The organism is Alteromonas sp. D210916BOD_24 (assembly GCF_047159385.1).
Classification (GTDB): Bacteria; Pseudomonadota; Gammaproteobacteria; order Enterobacterales; family Alteromonadaceae; genus Alteromonas.
In genome coordinates this window covers 1702334-1720353 of record NZ_AP038333.1, presented here as the reverse complement: position 1 = coordinate 1720353, position 18020 = coordinate 1702334, and the positions used below count along the sequence as shown (strand labels likewise).

Below are 18020 nucleotides of genomic sequence, written 5' to 3'. Positions count from 1 at the left end.
AGGCGCCATGCAAGGCGCCTTTCTTTTAATTGAATTCAGTTACGCGTAACAGATTATTACTAAAACGTCGCTAAAATTTCACTTAAATTGTTTATCTGCGTAACGCTATGCCCTTTACTTAACTGTTTGTATTGTTCTTTATTTATGTGCTTGTTTGATAGATAAAAACTCTGATTAATACCCGCGCTGTCAGCCGCTAAGATATCTCGCCAACTGTCTCCCACCATTACACTTTGTTGTAAATCAATGCCTAAATCAGATGCCGCTTGCAAAAACATTCCTGGTAACGGCTTACGACAAGCGCACGCGATAGCATACTTTTTTTCTTGTCCTTCTATATGGTGGGGACAATAGTACACTAAGACGGTTCCTATACCTTGCTGGGTAAATTCGCGCTGAACGTTATCCATCAAGGTGTGAAAATCGGATTCGCTGTAAAAACCGCGGGCAATCCCACTTTGATTTGTCACTATAACGGGGACAAACCCCTTCGATTCAAACTGGCGAATGACGGAAAAAATACCGTCGACAAATTCAAAATCTTCAAATTTACCTACGTAACCGTGATCAATATTGATGACACCATCTCTGTCTAAAAATAGCGCTTTTTTCATACCGCGTTTTTCCACAGATTAATATGGAAGTCGGCAGTAACACGACTCAGACTTTTAATAATGTCATTTAACTTATCTTCAGGTAACTTCCAATAGAAAGGGGTCATTTTCACAAGTGCTAAACACTGTTCAGCACTTTCAAAAGTGATAGGAAACGTCAAACGTTCGCTTGTAACTAACGAAAGCGCCTGTTTTTTCTTGGTATCTGGTGAGTGTTTATGGGGATTGTCGTATACCGCTTGTTTTAATTCGTATAAGTGATCAAATGATGGGTCAACTGTAACGAGTAAACCACCTGGCTTCAGCACCCGAGCGTATTCGTTATCGTTCCCAGGAGCGAACACCTGAATAATGATATCCTGAGAGTTATCTGATAGTGGCATATCAAAACTACTGGCTACCACAAACTGCTCAGACTTATAGGCTTTTGCAGCAAGCTCTACAGCAGCCTTGGAGATATCACTGCCCGCGCCACTGCAACATATACCGATAGCATGTAGATTTAACAGTATCTCGTGTAAATAACTTCCCTCTCCACAGCCTGCGTCATAAATACGGTAGTTGTGCGTTGATATCTCAGGATTGACGAGCTGTTCAGCAATTAAAGAAGCGATTTTATCTTTAAGGGGTTTGTAGGCATTTACGCGATGAAACTCCCGTCGCGCGTTAACCATTGCCTTATCATCCCCCGGCACTTTTGACTTCTTAAATTGAACCGGCAAAAGGTTGACATAACCTGACTTCGCTTTGTCAAAGCTATGGTTGTTCTCACATTTAATGGGAGACATTTCAAGGGATATAGATGAATGGCACAGTGGGCATCGCCACATAGGTAGTTTTGCTTTTGCTAATTTCAATTGGCACGAAGTGTAGCAAAAACAAAGCCCTGGCTACAAATGATAACCAGAGCTAAGTTTAGGTAACGCCTTAGTAAAACAATGTCACTATTTAAAGATGTGCCAGTGGATGTGTTTGTTCTGTCCACGGTGAAGTGAAAAAGTGTGAAATTACGTCTTGTGGCACGTCTTCCACTTTGGCGTATTTCCACTTTGGTGACATGTCTTTGTCGATAAGCAGTGCTCTTACGCCTTCTTCGAATTCCCCGCTTTCGCCACAACGGCATGACATATCTGCTTCCATCTTAAAACATGCCGCTAACGTCATATCGGCACCGCGTGTACACTGTTCAAAAACAAGATGCATTGTTATAGGGGAGCCTTTGGCGAGGGTAGCTTGTGCCCGACTTAACCATTTATCCTTACTCAAATCGGCTGCTAAAATAGCATTAACAACTTGTTCAACTGTAATGCCGTTACACAATTTATTTATTAACGGTAGATTGGGCTCAACGTTACCCTTGCTTAGCGATTCAGGCTTACTTAGTCCTTCAAGTATTGAAGTAACGCACTCACCGTGATTAGTTTGACTATCCCAGCAATAATTGACTAACGCTTGTTTCATCGCCTGATGCTGACTACTGTCGACAATGACATCTGCCAAGCCAACAAATTTAGCGTCCTGTCCATTCATTTGGCCACCGGTCAGGCCTAAGAAGAGGCCTGACTTACCGGGAAGACGCGGTAGAAAATAACTCCCCCCTACGTCAGGGTACAAGCCTATTGTAATTTCTGGCATGGCTAAACGGGATGTTTCGGTTACCACACGATGGCTAGCACCACAAAGTAACCCCATACCGCCCCCCATCACAATACCGCTACCCCATACAATGATAGGCTTAGCGTAATTATGTATGGTGTAGTCTAGGGTGTATTCGGTTTTAAAAAAGTCCTCTAGAAACGTGGGAATTGCACCATGGGCTTCACGCATAGCGTTATACATTGAAACAATATCGCCGCCAGCACAAAAGGCTTTTTCACCCTCTGAATCAATTATGACTGCGATCACATCGTCCCTAGTTGCCCAGTCAGTTAACGCTGCTAACAACAATCTGGCCATCTCTAAATCTAACGCATTAAGTGCCTTAGGTTTATTGAGCGTTAAGCAACCTATGGAATAAGCACCACACGCTGTTTTTAGCTCTTCTTTCTTGATTACAGGATCAGTCACCGACATTACCACTCCTTGCCTTAAATATTACTTACCTTAAATTATACATTCCTGAATTACGCTTACGTTAAATAACAGGACGCTCATCACTCAGTAGTCGTCTACCAATAATCACTCGCATAATTTCGTTAGTACCTTCAAGAATTTGGTGCACTCTTACATCTCTGAAATGGCGTTCAAGTGGGTATTCTTTTATGTAACCATATCCACCGTGAAGTTGTAAGGCTTCATTACATACATTAAACCCAACATCGGTGGCAAAGCGTTTTGCCATTGCACAATACGTGGTTTTGTCTGGGTCGTTATTGTCTAATTTGCCTGCCGCCATCCTAACCATTTGACGTGCCGCGACTAATTCTGTCGCCATATCCGCTAATTTAAACTGCAATGCCTGGAACGCCGCTATAGGCTTGCCAAATTGTTCACGCTCTGCCATGTAATCGCGGGCAGTATTTAAGGCTTGTTGAGCAGTTCCAATTGAACATGTCGCAATATTGATACGACCACCGTCAAGTCCTTGCATCGCCATTTTGAATCCTTGCCCTTCCTCTCCGAGAAGCCAGTCAGACGCTAATTCAACATTATCAAATGTGATCATGCGAGTAGGTTGTGCGTTCCACCCCATTTTTTCTTCAGCTTTTCCATAAACAATGCCTTTTGCGTCAGCCGGCACAGCAAACGCTGATACCCCTTTAGGGCCTTCGCCTCCTGTGCGAGCCATTACGACAAGTACATCGGTACTGCCAGCGCCTGAGATAAACACTTTAGAACCGTTTAACACATAACCGCTATCTGTTTTAGTAGCTTTAGTTTTCAGTGACGCAGCATCCGAGCCTGCTCCCGGCTCGGTTAAACAATAAGAAGCAAGCTTCTCGCCAGTTACCAACAATGGGCACCACTTCTGTTTAACAACCTCATTACCCCATGTAGCAATCATCCATGTGGCCATATTATGGATGGTGAGCATGGCTGTTGTCGTCGTACATCCCATAGACAGTTGTTCAAAAATAATTGATGCGTCTAGGCGAGAAAGACCCAGGCCGCCAGCATTTTCAGGTGTATAGAGTCCACAAAAACCCAGCTCCCCTGCTTTTTGAATTGCTTCAATGGGAAAATAATGTTCTTTGTCCCATTTGGCTGCAAACGGCGCTAATTCTTGTTCAGCAAATTGGCGCGCCGTCTCTTCGAAGGCTATTTGGTCATCGGTTAGTTCAAAGTTCATTCTGATACCTATGTATTGTGTCTTTCTTTACTATGGACACAATAACTAAAACCTACCCCTTACGTAAACGTAAAGTTAACCACGTGTTTCAAATACATGCATAGAGACGTAAATAATATGTGACAATAAAGGTTTTTAACTACGCTAATAATAAATCAAGTATCAAGTAGTGAATTAGTACTCAGTAATTGTTATACATAAACACAGGCTATCGTACGCTAGGTTACTTTCGTAGTGGTTAGCCAGTCGTTCCTTATCAGTTTATTGATAGTGAACTTTGTTCAATCCACTGATAAGCTTATGTATCGCTTGTTAAGAAGTCAGGTCCCTGTGGAATTTAGAATTGCCATTGTAGAAGACAACGCAACTGCAAGAACTGCCTTACGTGGTCATTTAATGTCCATAGCTAATTTGAATGTAAGCAGTTTTACTTCAGGTGTTGAACTTAAAGCGGCATTAAAAAAACAGCACTTTGAATTGCTGTTAATGGACTACCACCTTGGCGATGATAAAAATGGCGTTGAGTGGATACAAAGTTTAAAAGAAGCGGGATTTATTCGCCCCAGTACCGGTATCGTGTTCCTTACTTCTGATAGAGCACCACAAACTATTGGTAGAATAATGGAACTACAACCCGACGTTCTGTTAATTAAGCCTTATACCATTGCCTCGCTCTCTCGACAAATCAGGCACTATCTAAGCTTCCGTGAGTACATTAAAAATGTGCTTATTGCCCTTGATAATAAAAACGTCTCACAAGCTTTAAATATCGTAAAAGAAAAAATGCGATTGGGTGTTCCCTCTCGCTTAGCATCTGACGTTCGACGTTTACATGCAAAACTACTATTTGAAAGCGGGGACATTTCCTCTGCATTAGGTATCTATGAAAGTGTCCTCGCCCATTCAGACAAAGTCCTATGGGCCCAATGGGGAAAAATAAAATGCCAATATGCTGCAGGTCAATGGCCTTCTTGCAAAGAGGATCTAAGCAAGATGGTAGGCTCTAGTTTAGTTAAAGACAAAGCGTTCGAATGGCTAGCTTCACTTTCCTTTGAGCAGAAAGCCTATGATGACGTAGAAAAATATTTAGATCAGATAAAATTTAGTGAGTTGAGTTTACCCGCTTTACGCCTTAAAAGTGTGGCTTACCAAAAACGTGACAAAGTAATTGATGCAATTGACTTATTACAGAAAAAACGGGCGATACATCGAGGCTCAAAAGATAAATTTAACGATTTCACTTTTGAACTAGCAGAGTTTTATCTGGCTTTAGCGGAAGGTTCACCACGCACCAACCGCAAGGAGAGTTTATCTCAAGCAAGAAAGCTCATTGGCGTTGCCGGTAGAACTCAAGGGGACCCACAAACCCTACAGAAGCGAGACTACCTACTAGCCTTCTCGGCAATACTCGATAACAATATGGAAAAAGCAGAACAGTTGCTAGAAGGTGAGCATATTGATAATTATTTGCGAACTGAACCTGCCACTTTAGTCATGGCGGCTAAAGTTCACCACATGTTAGGTGATGAACCCAAAGCAACTGAATTACTCTCACTCGCCGCTCAGAAAAACAGCCAGTTCCAAAGTATTTCCGAGCAAGTAACGAATGGCGATCTCATCTTTGCGGGCACCGAAAGCTTGGGGCTTACGCAAGAACAAGCCGTCGGTATCAATGAAGCGGGTATGCAATTATTCGTTGAGGGCGCTTTTAATGAGGCAATTAAGCATTTTTACGATGCATACCAGTTAGCGCCAGACACAGCTGCATTCGGCCTTAATCTTTTGCAAAGCATGATAGAGTCAAACACTGCAGCTTTTCGAAACTATAATCAAGAGCAATTGTTTGACACTATCAGCAATAGTGAATTAACGGATGCTAACAAACACCGATTGGCGCGCTTACAACAATTGCTGAATGTACCAAAAACATCATAACGATAAGCGCAACAAATCATAAGCAGTAATGTGTCAGGTTACTTTAAACGGGTAAGTAAACTTGATGTATCCCAACGTCCCCCACCTAACTTTTGAACGTCGGCATAATATTGGTCGACAAGCGCTGTTAATGCCAGTGTCGAACCATTTTTTCGCGCTTCGTTTAACGCTATACTCAAATCCTTGCGCATCCAGTCAACAGCAAAACCGAAGTCAAAACTATCATCAAGCATAGTCTTGGCTCTATTTTCCATTTGCCAAGATTGTGCTGCCCCTTTGCTAATAACCTCAACTACTGCATTACAGTCTAGTCCGGCTTTCTGTCCGAAATGTAAAGCTTCTGCCAAACCCTGTACAATGCCCGCAATACAAATTTGATTCATCATTTTTGCTAATTGACCACTGCCACAGGGACCTAACAATTGAGCGTGTCTGGCGTAGCTGTCCATCACTGGTTTTACACGCTCAAAAACATCATTATCGCCACCTACCATCACAGTAAGTAAGCCGTTTTCAGCGCCGGCTTGACCACCAGAAACGGGAGCATCCAAAAAGCCAACACCTTTGTCGCGACACAATGCATACAGTTCCCGAGCTATATCAGCAGATGCAGTGGTATGATCTACGAGAATACTGCCTGCCTTCATTGTTTCAAGTGCAGTCATCGCCACGTCGCGAACGTCCTTATCGTCACCCACACACATAAAAACAATATCCGCCGACTCTGCTGCTTCTTGTGGGGTTAATGCTAGCGTACCACCATACGCATTCACCCACTTTTCGGCTTTTTGAGTAGTACGGTTGTAAACTGTAACTGGGTAGCCTGCATTAACCAGATGTCTTGCCATGGGATAGCCCATTACACCCAACCCAAGAAAACTAATTTTTAAATTTGCCATTCTAAACCTACTTCTCCCAATTACCGCTGTGACGGATTTAATATACTAACGACGAACAAAAATCTTTGACGAAACAAACTGTAATTTTATTAATTTATACCCTTGCGTCGTTAACCAATTTAGTATTTTATATTTTGACTAGATAAACATTACCTGCGGAAATGTAACACAAAGGCGCGCCTTGCTTAAGTTTTCGTAGATAGCAAAATAGCTAAAGGATTCAATCAGTGGACATCTATCAACACACCATCACTTTAAACAATGGTGAACAAGTAAAACTAGATAAATATAAAGGTAAAGTACTGTTAATTGTAAATACGGCGAGTAAATGTGGCTTTACTCCCCAATATGACGGCTTAGAATCTTTGTACAAAAAATATAAAGACCAAGGAGTGGAAATATTAGGGTTTCCCTGTGACCAATTCGGCCATCAGGAGCCTGGTTCTAATGATGATATTGCACAGTTTTGTTCTTTAAATTTTGGGGTTACCTTCCCACTTTCAGAAAAAACCGAAGTAAATGGACCTAATACCAATCCGCTTTTTGCTGATTTAAAAACACAGGCACCTGGCATACTAGGTACTAAGCGGATCAAATGGAACTTTACTAAGTTTTTAATCAATCAAGAAGGCCGTGTTTTGAAACGCTATGCCCCTACGGTAAAGCCAGCTGAAATAGAAAAAGATATTGCGGCGTTACTTTAGCGCATCACATACTAAACACTTAACATAAAGGAGCGGGCTACTTATGCAAGCGACGACATCAGACAACACATTGAACATCGCTTTTTTTAGTACCCGCGATTATGAAAAAAATACTTTTGCCGAACTGTTTCGCGAAGCAAGCGTACCACTAGTCCCTTCATTTTTTGAATACTCACTTAATCAAGACACAGCCCATTTGTGCGACAAATTTGATGTGGTTGTGGTTTTTGTAAATGACAAAGTAGACGCTGAGACTATAAAAATTCTTTCGAATTGTGGTGTAAAACACATTGCACTTAGATGTGCTGGCTTTAATAACGTGGACATTGCCAGCGCGCAACAACACAACATTTCTGTTAGTCGAGTGCCTGCTTATAGTCCTGAAACCGTAGCTGAACATACCTTAGCTCTCATGCTCACACTCAACCGAAAAACACATAAAGCCTATAACCGCGTTCGAGAAGGAAATTTTTCACTCAATGGTTTGCTTGGCTTTACCCTCCATCAAAAAACCGTTGGCGTAATTGGTACAGGTAGAATAGGTAAAGCAGTAATAAAGATACTGCTCGGTTTTGGTTGTACGGTGATTTGCCACGACCCAATAGTTGATGAAAGTGTAGAGCAAATGGGAGCCAGATACGTACCACTCTCTACCCTACTTCAAGAAAGCACCATTGTTACGTTACATTGCCCCCTCAACGAAAGCAGCCAACATCTTATCAATGATGACACCCTTTCGCTCATGCCAGATGGCGTTATGCTAATTAATACGTCACGCGGTGGACTAGTCGACGATAGGGCAATTATTAAAGGGTTAAAGTCTAAAAAAATTGGATATTTGGGACTTGATGTTTATGAACGAGAATCTGAGTTATTTTTTGCTGATCATTCCACTGACATCATACAAGATGACAATTTTCAGCGTCTGACCACCTTTCCCAATGTGTTAATCACCGGTCACCAAGGTTTTTTTACTCAAGAGGCTTTGGATGAAATCGCCCATGTGACTGTCAGTAACATCATAAACCGAGACAACCTCGTTACTGTGTAATCAGTTATTTTTCTAAAATTAAATGGAAGTACTTACCGAGCCACATATAGGGGGGCTGCTTGTGATATTGCCTTTCTAAGGCCAGTAGCTCGTCGTATTTGCTCGCTTGATGACTTACATCACGCATATAGTCATGAAAACAGCGAATGCCGGCACTTTCACGCACGGTGAACCCCAGTGCCTTACAAAATTCAACCACTTTCATTGCGCTGAGTGGTTGCTTAGGATTAAGGCGCACTTGTTTCTTAACCTTTAGACCTTTAGCGATATAGTCGAAATTACCATAAATTGCATTTGCAAAAAGATTGGCGTCTTGATTAAAAAAACTCAGGCTTAATATAGCGCCTTCTTTCATTTGCTGATGAAAGTGTTGAATAGCCTCAAAAGGATTGTCTAACCATTCCAATACGGCGTGGCATAGCACAATATCGAACTGGTCTAAATCACCGACTTCTTGTAAATATTGATGGCGAATTTCGACATTCGGAAATGATTGCAATAGTTCTCTTGCTTGTTTTAGTACATCCTGGGAGGCATCAGTTAATACAACCTTGTGCCCCAGCGAAGCTAAATGCGCACTCATTACCCCTGTACCGCCCCCTATTTCTATTGCTCGAAGCGGTGTAGCAATATATGGGCTTAACACATCACAGAGTAAGGTATGACGTAGCCGCCCCTTAGTTGTACCATAAATATTGTGTGCGAATTTTTCAGCGATACCATCAAAAATGCGATCATTAATCATAAATTCAATTCAACTAGGCAGGGTTGGCAATATCGATAAATTCAACAGTGACGTCAAATTGGCTTGTAAGATGTTCACCTAGAGATTTGATGCCATAACGTTCGGTGGCGTGATGTCCAGCAGCGAAGAAGGTTATTCCCATCTCTCTGGCAGTGTGAACGGTTTGCTCTGACACTTCGCCAGTGATAAAGGCGTCTACGCCTAATTCAACGGCCTGTTCAATGAACCCCTGCCCACCTCCCGTACACCATGCCACTGTTTTGATGTCACGATGAGTAGGCCCTTCGCTAAGTACCCTACGCGAAAAGACCTTTTCCATAATGGCCTTAAAATCGTCAGCTGATGCGGGCTCTGCAAGATTGCCATGCATGAGTACACCAACAGGTTTTACTGCCGAATAAGCTGCTACGTTCTCAATGGACAAAAGTTCAGCAATCTGTCTGTTGTTACCGTACTCAGGATGAACATCTAGGGGTAAATGATAGGCAAACAAGTTGATATCGCGAGTGAGCAGCGCCTGTAACCTACGCTTCTTCATCCCTGTAATTACCTGATTTTCGCCTTTCCAAAAATAACCGTGGTGCACAAGAATCGCATCTGCGTTACTAGCAATAGCGGCATCAATTAACGCCTGTGACGCAGTAACACCTGTTACTATCTTATTAATATCACGTCTACCTTCAACCTGAAGTCCATTGGGGCAATAATCGCTAATTTCGGTTACTCGCAATAAGCCATCTAGGTAGTTTTTCAATTCTTCGGATGTTACAGACACAAGGCCTCCGGTCGAAAGTTAGACAAATTGTTCAAAAAACGTTATAAAACAAAGCGAACGTTTACCATTATACCTTGTATTCCAGCAAACGTGTGTAATAGACCGTGTTCAAATCTTTTGGATTGACACACTCATTAGAAGCAGTGTAATTCACTACTACTAAGTTTGTATTTTATAAAGTTTAATTAACAGGCGTTCGTCATCTTAACAAAACCATGAGTATAAAAAGCATGACAAACCTAGACAAAGACAAAATAGTTGCCGATTTCACAGAAGCCTATAGCCAAGTCAATGGTAAGGCGCCATCTATTGAAGCTAAAAGCGGTTGGTATAGTGTAGATGGTGGAAAAAACATTCGCTTAGCACAATTGCAAGAAATGACTGAGTCATTACTAAGTCAAAGTGGCAGTGCTACTAAAAAACCAGCCACAAAGACCGCGAAAGCGGCTAAATCATCAAGCGCAAAGAAACCATCGAAAAAGAGCGCAGCTTTTTCAGTGAAACAATATTGGGCTGAAAAACTGAAAGCTGAAGCGCCAGGCGCAATATTGCCTAGATAACGTGTTAGTCACGTTTTTTTATAGGAATAGCGCACTACTTTAAGTGCGCATTATTTTGTTACATTACCTGCTAAGCCTTGTGCAACAAACGGAACAAGGTGGTTGATCACTTCCTCTATTTCTACGTGTTTATGAAAATCAGATTCTACTATTTCCATTAGTGCCTGACTTGAAGCCATTGAAAACACAAAGCTTCCCATAGCAAAATGCAACCGCCAGAACAATTCTTCTTCAGGAAGGTGAGGTAAGCAATTTTGGATTGCACTAATGACGGCGCGAATGCATGTGCCGTAGTCATTCATAATGAAACGCCGCAAGTGGCCCTGAGTTTCGTTGTACCCTCTACCTAAAAGTTTTACGAACGTGGCCGTGCCATTGTCAGAAAGTGAATTCAACTGCAACATAGGTGGCACTAACTCGTAAAGTAAACGTTCAACACCCAGTGCACCTTTACCTATATCAAGGGTGTTTAACCGTTGTTCAACTTGTGGCATCAGTTCGTCAAAAAAACGCTTGAAAACTGCTTGAATCAGATTTTTTTTGCTGCCAAAGTGGTAATTTACCGATGCGAGATTTACTTCTGCCCGCGCAGTAATTTCTCGCATCGAAGTTTGTGTAAACCCCTGAAGAGAAAACAAATACTCTGCCGCATCTAAAATATCGGTTTTAGTATGCCTTGCCATATAATTCTTATTATTTAGTTTTGTTGTATAAAAAAAGGCGGCCAATGCACCGCCTTCAATGGATTAAAACCAATGTCTTGCCTTGCTCCACGATTTCATTAAAAATCGTTCAATAACACTCGCAGCTGACATACCGAGTTTTTCTGCCACATTTTTCTTAATAGTATACTTAACACTGAAGATTTCACGCTCAGGATAGTGAGATAAAATATAGTCATCAGAGGTGAGGATCTCGTCTACCAGCCCGAGTGTTTGAGCTTTAATCGCGGGCCAGTACTCACCTGTTGCCACTTTATCGATATCCATATCTGGACGCTGACTATGAACAAACGCTTTAAACAGTGTATGAATTTCTTCAATTTCTTGTTTGAACTTTGCGCGTCCTTCGTCGTTGTTCTCACCAAATATAGTTAAGGTACGTTTGTATTCACCCGCGGTATGCTGTTCAAATTCAATATCGTTCTTTTTAAGTACTTTATTGAAGTTGGGCAATTGTGCTAATACACCGATACTACCGATATAGGCAAATTGTGAAGCTATGAGTTTGTCACCTACACATGCCATCATATATCCACCACTAGCTGCCACTTTATCTACAGCAATGGTCAGTTTTAAACCCTTGTTCTTGACACGTTGAAGCTGAGATGCTGCTAATCCATAACCATGCACTACCCCGCCACCACTTTCTAAACGCAAAAGTACTTCATCGCCTTTTTCAGCTACACACAAAATAGCGGTAATTTCTTCTCGCAGATGTTCTACTTCTGCAGCATCCATCGAACCTTTAAAGTCAATGACAAAGAGGCGGGACTTAGTCTCTTCTTGTGACTTTTCTTTATTTTTTAATTTCGCTTCCTTCTTCTGTTCTTTAGCCAGCTTTTTCAACGCTGTTTTGTCGAGAATGACGTGCTTCGCATAATGGGTAACATCTTTTAACTGGTCAGAAATAGACGTAATTTCCAGCTGACCTTTGCCGTGTTTTTGTTTACTCGCTACACTTACGATAGTGGATACTATCACGATAAATGCCAGTACTATTGTAACTGCCTTGGCAACAAATAAACCGTATTCGTACAAAAACTCCAAACTCTACTCCTAGTAAATTAAAAGGTTTGCAATATACAAACCTCTATCGTATCGAGACCTACCGTTTCAGGCTTTTATACGTTAACGGCTAACGATAGGTCACTGTTTAATTTACATTATAATACCAGCTACGTACTAATCTGACGACAGTGATGCGTGCGCAATAGTATCGGTTTCAATTTCTATTTCTGTAAAGTCAATATCCCGCAATGTAGGCTGTGTGGTACACAATCATGTTTGTTCAAAGAAATCGATAGCCATCACGCCATTAATAGCATGCTTATTGTATGGCACCGCTAAGGCAGATTAGCTTTTGAATATGCACATCACACATACTTGGCTATACCTTTAAAAACGAACGTCCCACCAACAAATCAGACCAATTAACATTACATTAACACCACATAACATTCAAACGCCAATAAACTAAAAAAAAACCGGCATAACTGAAGTGACCCCCAATAGTTGGACATTCCAATTACTGGGGGTCTTTTTATGTCTAAACATCATCGAACTCTTAAGCTCAAAGTAGCAGAGTTTGCTTTATCTGAAAGCTCTTTGGCCGCAGGTGACAGATTCAATGTCACAGAACGACAGGTCCGTTACTGGACCGCTGTTTATCGAATTCATGGCGCTGAAAGTTTCAGGTCTGTTCACAAACCTTATTATCAAGCATTTAAAATAGAAGTGTTGAGAATAATGGCAGCTAACAACTGGTCACTCGGGTATACCAGTGCTTTCTTCGATTTATCGTCCCCCGGGATTCTATTTCAATGGCAAAAGCTATATGCTCGTGACGGCATCTCAGGTCTGAAACCAAAGAAAAAAGGAAAACCCCGCGTGAAAAACGACTCTTCTACGCCCAAACCATCATCTGAAATGACGGAAAAAGAACTCAGAGAAGAGTTGGACTATTTACGTGCTGAGAATGCTGTTCTAAAAAAGTTGGAAGCCTTGGCTCAAGCCAGAAAGAAAAAAGCAAAGACAAAACGATAGTCGTCGAAGAGCTCAAGGCCATTTATAGCTTACAAAATCTATTGAAAATCACAGGACTACCAAAGAGTGTTTATTACTATCATCGTAATACGCTGGAACGGTTGTGTCCCGATACTGGTTTATGCGCCAAAATACATAATATTTATCATAAACATAAAGGGCGATATGGCTATCGTAGAATTACCTCAGCCCTGAGAACGATGGGGCTTGTGATTAATCACAAGCGCGTACAACGCTTGATGAACGAGCTTGGTTTAAAGTCAAAGGTCAGAGCCAAACGTTATAAGTCCTACAAAGGAGAAGTCGGCAGAATCGCAGACAATACGCTCAATCGGGAATTTACGGCGGAGAAGCCTAATCAAAAATGGGTGACCGATGTGACAGAGTTTAAGATTAAAGACCAGAAAGTTTATCTGTCACCGATAATTGACCTGTTTAATCAGGAAGTTGTCAGTTATGAGGTACGAACCTCAGTTACATTACCATTGGTCACCGATATGCTTAAAGCCGCGACAAGTAAGCTAAAACGAGATGAAAAACCACTTATCCACTCGGATCAGGGTTGGCAGTATCAGAATAAACAGTACCAAAATCACCTTCGGGAAAACGGGTTACGTCAAAGTATGTCGAGGAAAGGAAACTGTTTAGACAATGCCGTTGCGGAGAACTTCTTCGGCATCTTAAAAACGGAGATGTATCACAACGAGACGTTCAAAGACGCTGACGAACTCATTGAAAACATAAAAGAATACATCGACTATTACAACAACGAGCGCATAAAGCTGAAACTAAAAGGCCTGAGTCCGATACAATATCGAAATCAGGCCTTGGCAGCCGCTTAGAAATGAGTCCAACTTTATGGGGTCACTTCAAACGCCGGCTTTTTAGTCAAATGTGTAAGCGAAGCTTAGTTAGCAATCACCGCTTCATTTGTTACAGGTAGCACTAATGCATCACTTGCAATATATCCTGCAACCTGGCGCTGCATTTCTCCAGTAACCGCCGCATTGGCTGAAGGGTTTAAACTAGAAGCATGTGCACCACTGTTAAACTTAACAAGACCACTTATTGGATCAGCTGAAGGTCCTTGCGTTGTTGAAACCTGCGTTAAACCGATAGTGGCAGCTAATGGTAACTGACCTGAAAGTGGCAGAGCGGTAGAAACAGGAATAACCTGATCCGGCAGGTTTTCTGCACTGCCGTCACCTACTACTGTCATCATATGTACAGGCGTGTTGCTGCCAAGGGTTTGCGCATAGTTAGTCGGGTCACCCGCATCCATTACTGTCTGAGCAGCAAAGGCAAATTCTGCAAACACTGCGTTAACCGCTGCCGCTTGTTCTGCAGTTAGGTTCGCTTCAAACGTAGAAACTGCTGCAACTAACTCTTGTTCGCTAACATCGGTAGTACCATATAGTTGGTTTAACAATCCGACAAATTCTTCAGACGCTTGTGATAGTAAAAGTCCTCTAATAAGTGGGCCAAAGGCTGCAGATTTAAGAAGAAACTGTGCCATACCACCTCCAGGTGATTCTAGTGAAGCTTCTTTAATCGCAAACATGCCATCTAATGCCGCGAGATTGCCACCCATGCTTGAATTAGCGACAGAAGCAAAGTTTCCACCGGTAATTGCACCTAATGAAACCCCCATTATAGACACGCGACTCATATCAAACTTAACGTTTTGAGTTGCAGTGGTATCAACTACCGCATTAAGACCTAAGCGCAAGCCAAGTAAATCAGAAACGCTTTGACGCAAGTTATCTCGCGCTGTTGGAAGGCTAGCCAAATTCATGTAGTGCGTAGCACTTACCGTAGTTGCATTAATTTCATCTACCCCGTCGCCATTCAAATCAAACCCACGACTGCCGTGTACTGGTTGATCGATAGCCACAGATGCTATACCAGCCAAAGATAACGTTCCCGTAATTGCTAACATGTCTTCTTTTTGGCTGGTAATACCATGAGCCAAAATGACTACAGGCCAACCAGCTTCTGGCATAGAAATTGGGAATCCTAATGCGCCTGCAATGGCTGGATCAGGGATGGTAACTTGCACATCCAAAGTTTCAGCACCCATATTGCTACCATTAGGCTGCGGATAAGGGTTGAATTTTGTAATGTTGCGCGCTTTATCTAGCTTTTCACCATTAATACGCACATCAGCTAAACCAAGTTGAGAGCACATCTGTGCATTTGGTCCAGGAGTGGCATCGGCTAACACAGCCTGAGGCGCGCCAGCCAGTACAATTCCGCTGTCACACGCTGCCTGCCAGAATGCATTTATTGGCGCGAGTGGATTGTCTGCACTTGGTACACCTAAGAAATAAGGTAATGAAATTGCACCTTCATAACGTTGTGCTGCACAGAATGGTCCTGCTTGTGCCAATATGCCTGTAGACACAGCAACCGCAAAGTCATTGACCATTCCCCATTGTGCAGCTAACTGACCGGTGACAGTACCTGCTAACCCTGCACAAGTTTGTAGTGCACTGAAATCAGTCGCATCAATTAAAGGAATCAAAGCTGCTGCTTCTGGTGGAAGGCTTTGCTTACCAAGTGCTACTGCACCCGCAACAGCTTGTTCTGTAACAAGTCCTAATGCTTCCATAGCAGTAGGAGCAACATCAACGTCACCGACAACAATAGCAGGTAATGACGTTCCTGCCCCTGGGTCGCCAGCCGCCGCACGAGCAGCAAATTCACCTACCATTACTTTTTTAATGGTATCTAATGCGTTTGCCACAGACTGCGTAGTGAATGCAGAAACGTAAGTGATATCTTCACGCGCAAAACCCGCACCAATTACTGGATTGACTAACGAATTAACCAGCCCCTGTAGCTGTAACTGCGCTGCGCTTGAAAGTGGTTTTTCATTGATGTCCTGACGAACTGTATCCCATGTAGTCGAACCCTGAACAGATTTACCTGATGAGTCTTTAAGATCAGTAGTCATCACCAGCATATAACCCTGAGCAGGTTTAAGCGGCTTAAGCGGTACAAAACTGACTGTATCGTTGTCAACCAGGCTCAATACGTAATCTACGCCATAACTTAGTTGATCGCCTAATTTGCATCCCGCAGAGGGAGTAGATACCTGCGCACAGTCAGCGTCGCTTTGATCAAGTCCTAAGGTAGCTTCAAATAACAAAATACCCGCAGAAAGCGTACTAGCGTCTAACGAAACACCCGCAGGCGTCGCAACATTAATCACAAATGGATGCTGTGTTGACCAACCATCCAGTACATTTAACGCGTTTTGAGGATCACCAAAATTAGTGGGGTCATCCACTGGGATATTCAACGTATAATCGAAGAAGCCATCAGCCCCAGGTAGCATAAGAAGGTCATTTGGAATGTTTAAGTTACCATTAGCTGGATCGAAAACGATTCTGGAAAAAGGTGTTTGGACTTGGGTATCGGCTTGAATGTCAGAAAGGGTATCGCCAGAGCCACCACAGCCTGCTAGACCCAGCGCAAGGGCCACACTGGAACTTAATACGAGTTTTCTCATCTCTACTCCCTACAAGCATTGTTGTTATTCTGTGTCTAAAACTCTGCTTAGGCTAAGCAACTTTACCCACCCAGTACTGAGTAGATATCAAAAAAGTGTTTTAAACATGTTAGACCAGTTGTATCTGGTTCAATCTTATTGACTTTGTTTCAACTTTGCAAAGTTTTGTTAACCTGTTTTGTTAACTTTTTTTACGTTTTACGAGTTTTTTCATTGAATGTTTTACTTGTGTGTCAGTCTGAGTATGATCTCGCTGCTAAACAACCTAAGGCTGTGTAGTTAGGATTAATGCCAATTTTTGTTGGTCCATCCCTATACCTTGCACAATATTAGCGAATTACTGCTAAAGCAGGAATATCCAACCCTATTCGAAGGAATAAAATGAACGACTACAATGCACCACAAGATTTATTACACGATAAGGTTATTTTAATAACGGGCGCTGGAGATGGAATTGGCGCACAAGCTGCGCGTACCTATGCTGCCCATGGTGCAACGTGTATTTTACTTGGTCGCACAGTATCGAAATTAGAAGCGGTTTATGATGACATTATCGCGTTGGGTGGTAATGAACCTGCCATAGTGCCGCTAGATTTGAAAGGTGCTACCCCATCACACTACCAACAAATGGCGCAAACCATTATTGATCAATTCGGACGTTTGGACGGTGTGCTACACAATGCGTCTATACTTGGTCATTTAAGTGCATTTAAAGACATTGACGCAAAAGAATGGCAAGACGTCATGCAAGTAAATCTAAATGCTATGGTGTACATGACACAGGCGTTGATACCAGCATTAGAAAAAGCACCAAACGCCTCAGTAATATTTACTTCGTCAAGTGTAGGCCGCAAAGGCAGAGCATTTTGGGGGACTTATGCGGTTTCTAAATTTGCCACTGAAGGCGTGATGCAGACTTTAGCAGACGAATACCAAAATAAATCACTTCGCTTTAACTGTATTAACCCTGGTGCAACTCGAACACATATGCGAGCACAAGCCTTTCCCGCAGAAAACCCAGAGACACTAAAGCAACCAAGTGACATTATGCCAACTTACCTTTATTTAATGGGGAATGACAGTTTGGCTACTAATGGCCAATCGTTGGATTGTCAGCCCAAATAACACTAAAAACAAAAACGCCGCTTACCCAATTGGGAAAGCGGCGC

At 42.3% G+C, this 18020-nt stretch carries 17 protein-coding genes; 7 read left to right on the top strand and 10 right to left on the bottom strand.

Annotated elements, in window-relative coordinates:
- Positions 1-59: 59 nt before the first annotated feature.
- The 4 genes from gmhB to ACMCM8_RS07400 form a co-directional block, all read right to left on the bottom strand.
- Positions 60-614 (bottom strand): D-glycero-beta-D-manno-heptose 1,7-bisphosphate 7-phosphatase, encoded by a 555-nt coding sequence (gene gmhB, locus ACMCM8_RS07415; protein ID WP_412726970.1) that lies wholly within the window; start codon positions 612-614, stop codon positions 60-62.
- Positions 611-1471 (bottom strand): putative RNA methyltransferase, encoded by an 861-nt coding sequence (locus ACMCM8_RS07410; RefSeq protein ID WP_412726968.1) that lies wholly within the window; start codon positions 1469-1471, stop codon positions 611-613. The genes gmhB and ACMCM8_RS07410 overlap by 4 nt, the downstream gene beginning before the upstream one ends.
- A 91-nt stretch (positions 1472-1562) precedes the next feature.
- Positions 1563-2687, bottom strand: a complete 1125-nt coding sequence (locus tag ACMCM8_RS07405) for an enoyl-CoA hydratase/isomerase family protein (RefSeq protein WP_412726966.1) — start codon at positions 2685-2687, stop codon at positions 1563-1565.
- A 61-nt stretch (positions 2688-2748) separates the two neighbouring features.
- Positions 2749-3903 (bottom strand): acyl-CoA dehydrogenase family protein, encoded by a 1155-nt coding sequence (locus ACMCM8_RS07400; RefSeq protein ID WP_412726964.1) that lies wholly within the window; start codon positions 3901-3903, stop codon positions 2749-2751.
- A gap of 330 nt (positions 3904-4233) precedes the next feature.
- Between ACMCM8_RS07400 and ACMCM8_RS07395 the strand changes: the two genes are divergently transcribed.
- Positions 4234-5838, top strand: a complete 1605-nt coding sequence (locus tag ACMCM8_RS07395; protein ID WP_412726962.1) for a response regulator — start codon at positions 4234-4236, stop codon at positions 5836-5838.
- Between the two features lie 38 nt (positions 5839-5876).
- Here the strand turns inward: ACMCM8_RS07395 and ACMCM8_RS07390 are convergent, their stop codons facing one another.
- Positions 5877-6737: an NAD(P)-dependent oxidoreductase gene (locus tag ACMCM8_RS07390; RefSeq protein WP_412726960.1), complete on the bottom strand. Its 861-nt coding sequence runs from the start codon at positions 6735-6737 to the stop codon at positions 5877-5879.
- A gap of 227 nt (positions 6738-6964) precedes the next feature.
- On the opposite strand from ACMCM8_RS07390, the gene ACMCM8_RS07385 reads away from it, so the two are divergent.
- Together ACMCM8_RS07385 and ACMCM8_RS07380 are read left to right on the top strand one after the other, a co-directional pair.
- Positions 6965-7441, top strand: a complete 477-nt coding sequence (locus ACMCM8_RS07385; protein WP_412726958.1) for a glutathione peroxidase — start codon at positions 6965-6967, stop codon at positions 7439-7441.
- A gap of 70 nt (positions 7442-7511) precedes the next feature.
- Entirely contained in the window at positions 7512-8492 is a 981-nt protein-coding gene (locus tag ACMCM8_RS07380) for a 2-hydroxyacid dehydrogenase (RefSeq protein ID WP_412727648.1), read from the top strand.
- 4 nt (positions 8493-8496) lie between these two features.
- On the opposite strand, the gene ACMCM8_RS07375 is transcribed toward ACMCM8_RS07380, so the two are convergent.
- Both ACMCM8_RS07375 and ACMCM8_RS07370 read right to left on the bottom strand, forming a co-directional pair.
- The gene (locus ACMCM8_RS07375; protein WP_412726956.1) at positions 8497-9237 is read right to left on the bottom strand and encodes a methyltransferase; all 741 of its coding nucleotides are present in this window, start codon (positions 9235-9237) and stop codon (positions 8497-8499) included.
- Positions 9238-9250: 13 nt separating this feature from the next.
- Complete coding sequence (locus ACMCM8_RS07370; protein ID WP_412726954.1) at positions 9251-10012, bottom strand: Nif3-like dinuclear metal center hexameric protein; 762 nt, start codon at positions 10010-10012, stop codon at positions 9251-9253.
- Positions 10013-10242: 230 nt separating this feature from the next.
- On the opposite strand from ACMCM8_RS07370, the gene ACMCM8_RS07365 reads away from it, so the two are divergent.
- Positions 10243-10572, top strand: coding sequence for a hypothetical protein (locus tag ACMCM8_RS07365; protein ID WP_412726952.1), 330 nt, complete (start codon positions 10243-10245; stop codon positions 10570-10572).
- Between the two features lie 50 nt (positions 10573-10622).
- Here the strand turns inward: ACMCM8_RS07365 and ACMCM8_RS07360 are convergent, their stop codons facing one another.
- Both ACMCM8_RS07360 and sohB read right to left on the bottom strand, forming a co-directional pair.
- Complete coding sequence (locus tag ACMCM8_RS07360) at positions 10623-11255, bottom strand: TetR/AcrR family transcriptional regulator (protein ID WP_412726950.1); 633 nt, start codon at positions 11253-11255, stop codon at positions 10623-10625.
- Between the two features lie 63 nt (positions 11256-11318).
- Positions 11319-12341, bottom strand: coding sequence for a protease SohB (sohB, locus tag ACMCM8_RS07355; protein ID WP_412726948.1), 1023 nt, complete (start codon positions 12339-12341; stop codon positions 11319-11321).
- Between the two features lie 495 nt (positions 12342-12836).
- On the opposite strand from sohB, the gene ACMCM8_RS07350 reads away from it, so the two are divergent.
- Together ACMCM8_RS07350 and ACMCM8_RS07345 are read left to right on the top strand one after the other, a co-directional pair.
- The gene (locus ACMCM8_RS07350) at positions 12837-13337 is read left to right on the top strand and encodes a helix-turn-helix domain-containing protein (RefSeq protein ID WP_412725292.1); all 501 of its coding nucleotides are present in this window, start codon (positions 12837-12839) and stop codon (positions 13335-13337) included.
- On the top strand, positions 13334-14179 hold the full coding sequence (locus tag ACMCM8_RS07345) for an IS3 family transposase (RefSeq protein WP_412727628.1): 846 nt from the start codon (positions 13334-13336) through the stop codon (positions 14177-14179). Before ACMCM8_RS07350 ends, ACMCM8_RS07345 begins: the two co-directional genes overlap by 4 nt.
- 65 nt (positions 14180-14244) lie before the next feature.
- Here the strand turns inward: ACMCM8_RS07345 and ACMCM8_RS07340 are convergent, their stop codons facing one another.
- Complete coding sequence (locus ACMCM8_RS07340) at positions 14245-16851, bottom strand: VolA/Pla-1 family phospholipase (protein WP_412726946.1); 2607 nt, start codon at positions 16849-16851, stop codon at positions 14245-14247.
- A 381-nt stretch (positions 16852-17232) separates the two neighbouring features.
- On the opposite strand from ACMCM8_RS07340, the gene ACMCM8_RS07335 reads away from it, so the two are divergent.
- Positions 17233-17976, top strand: a complete 744-nt coding sequence (locus ACMCM8_RS07335) for a YciK family oxidoreductase (protein WP_412726944.1) — start codon at positions 17233-17235, stop codon at positions 17974-17976.
- The last annotated feature ends 44 nt before the right edge of the window (positions 17977-18020 follow it).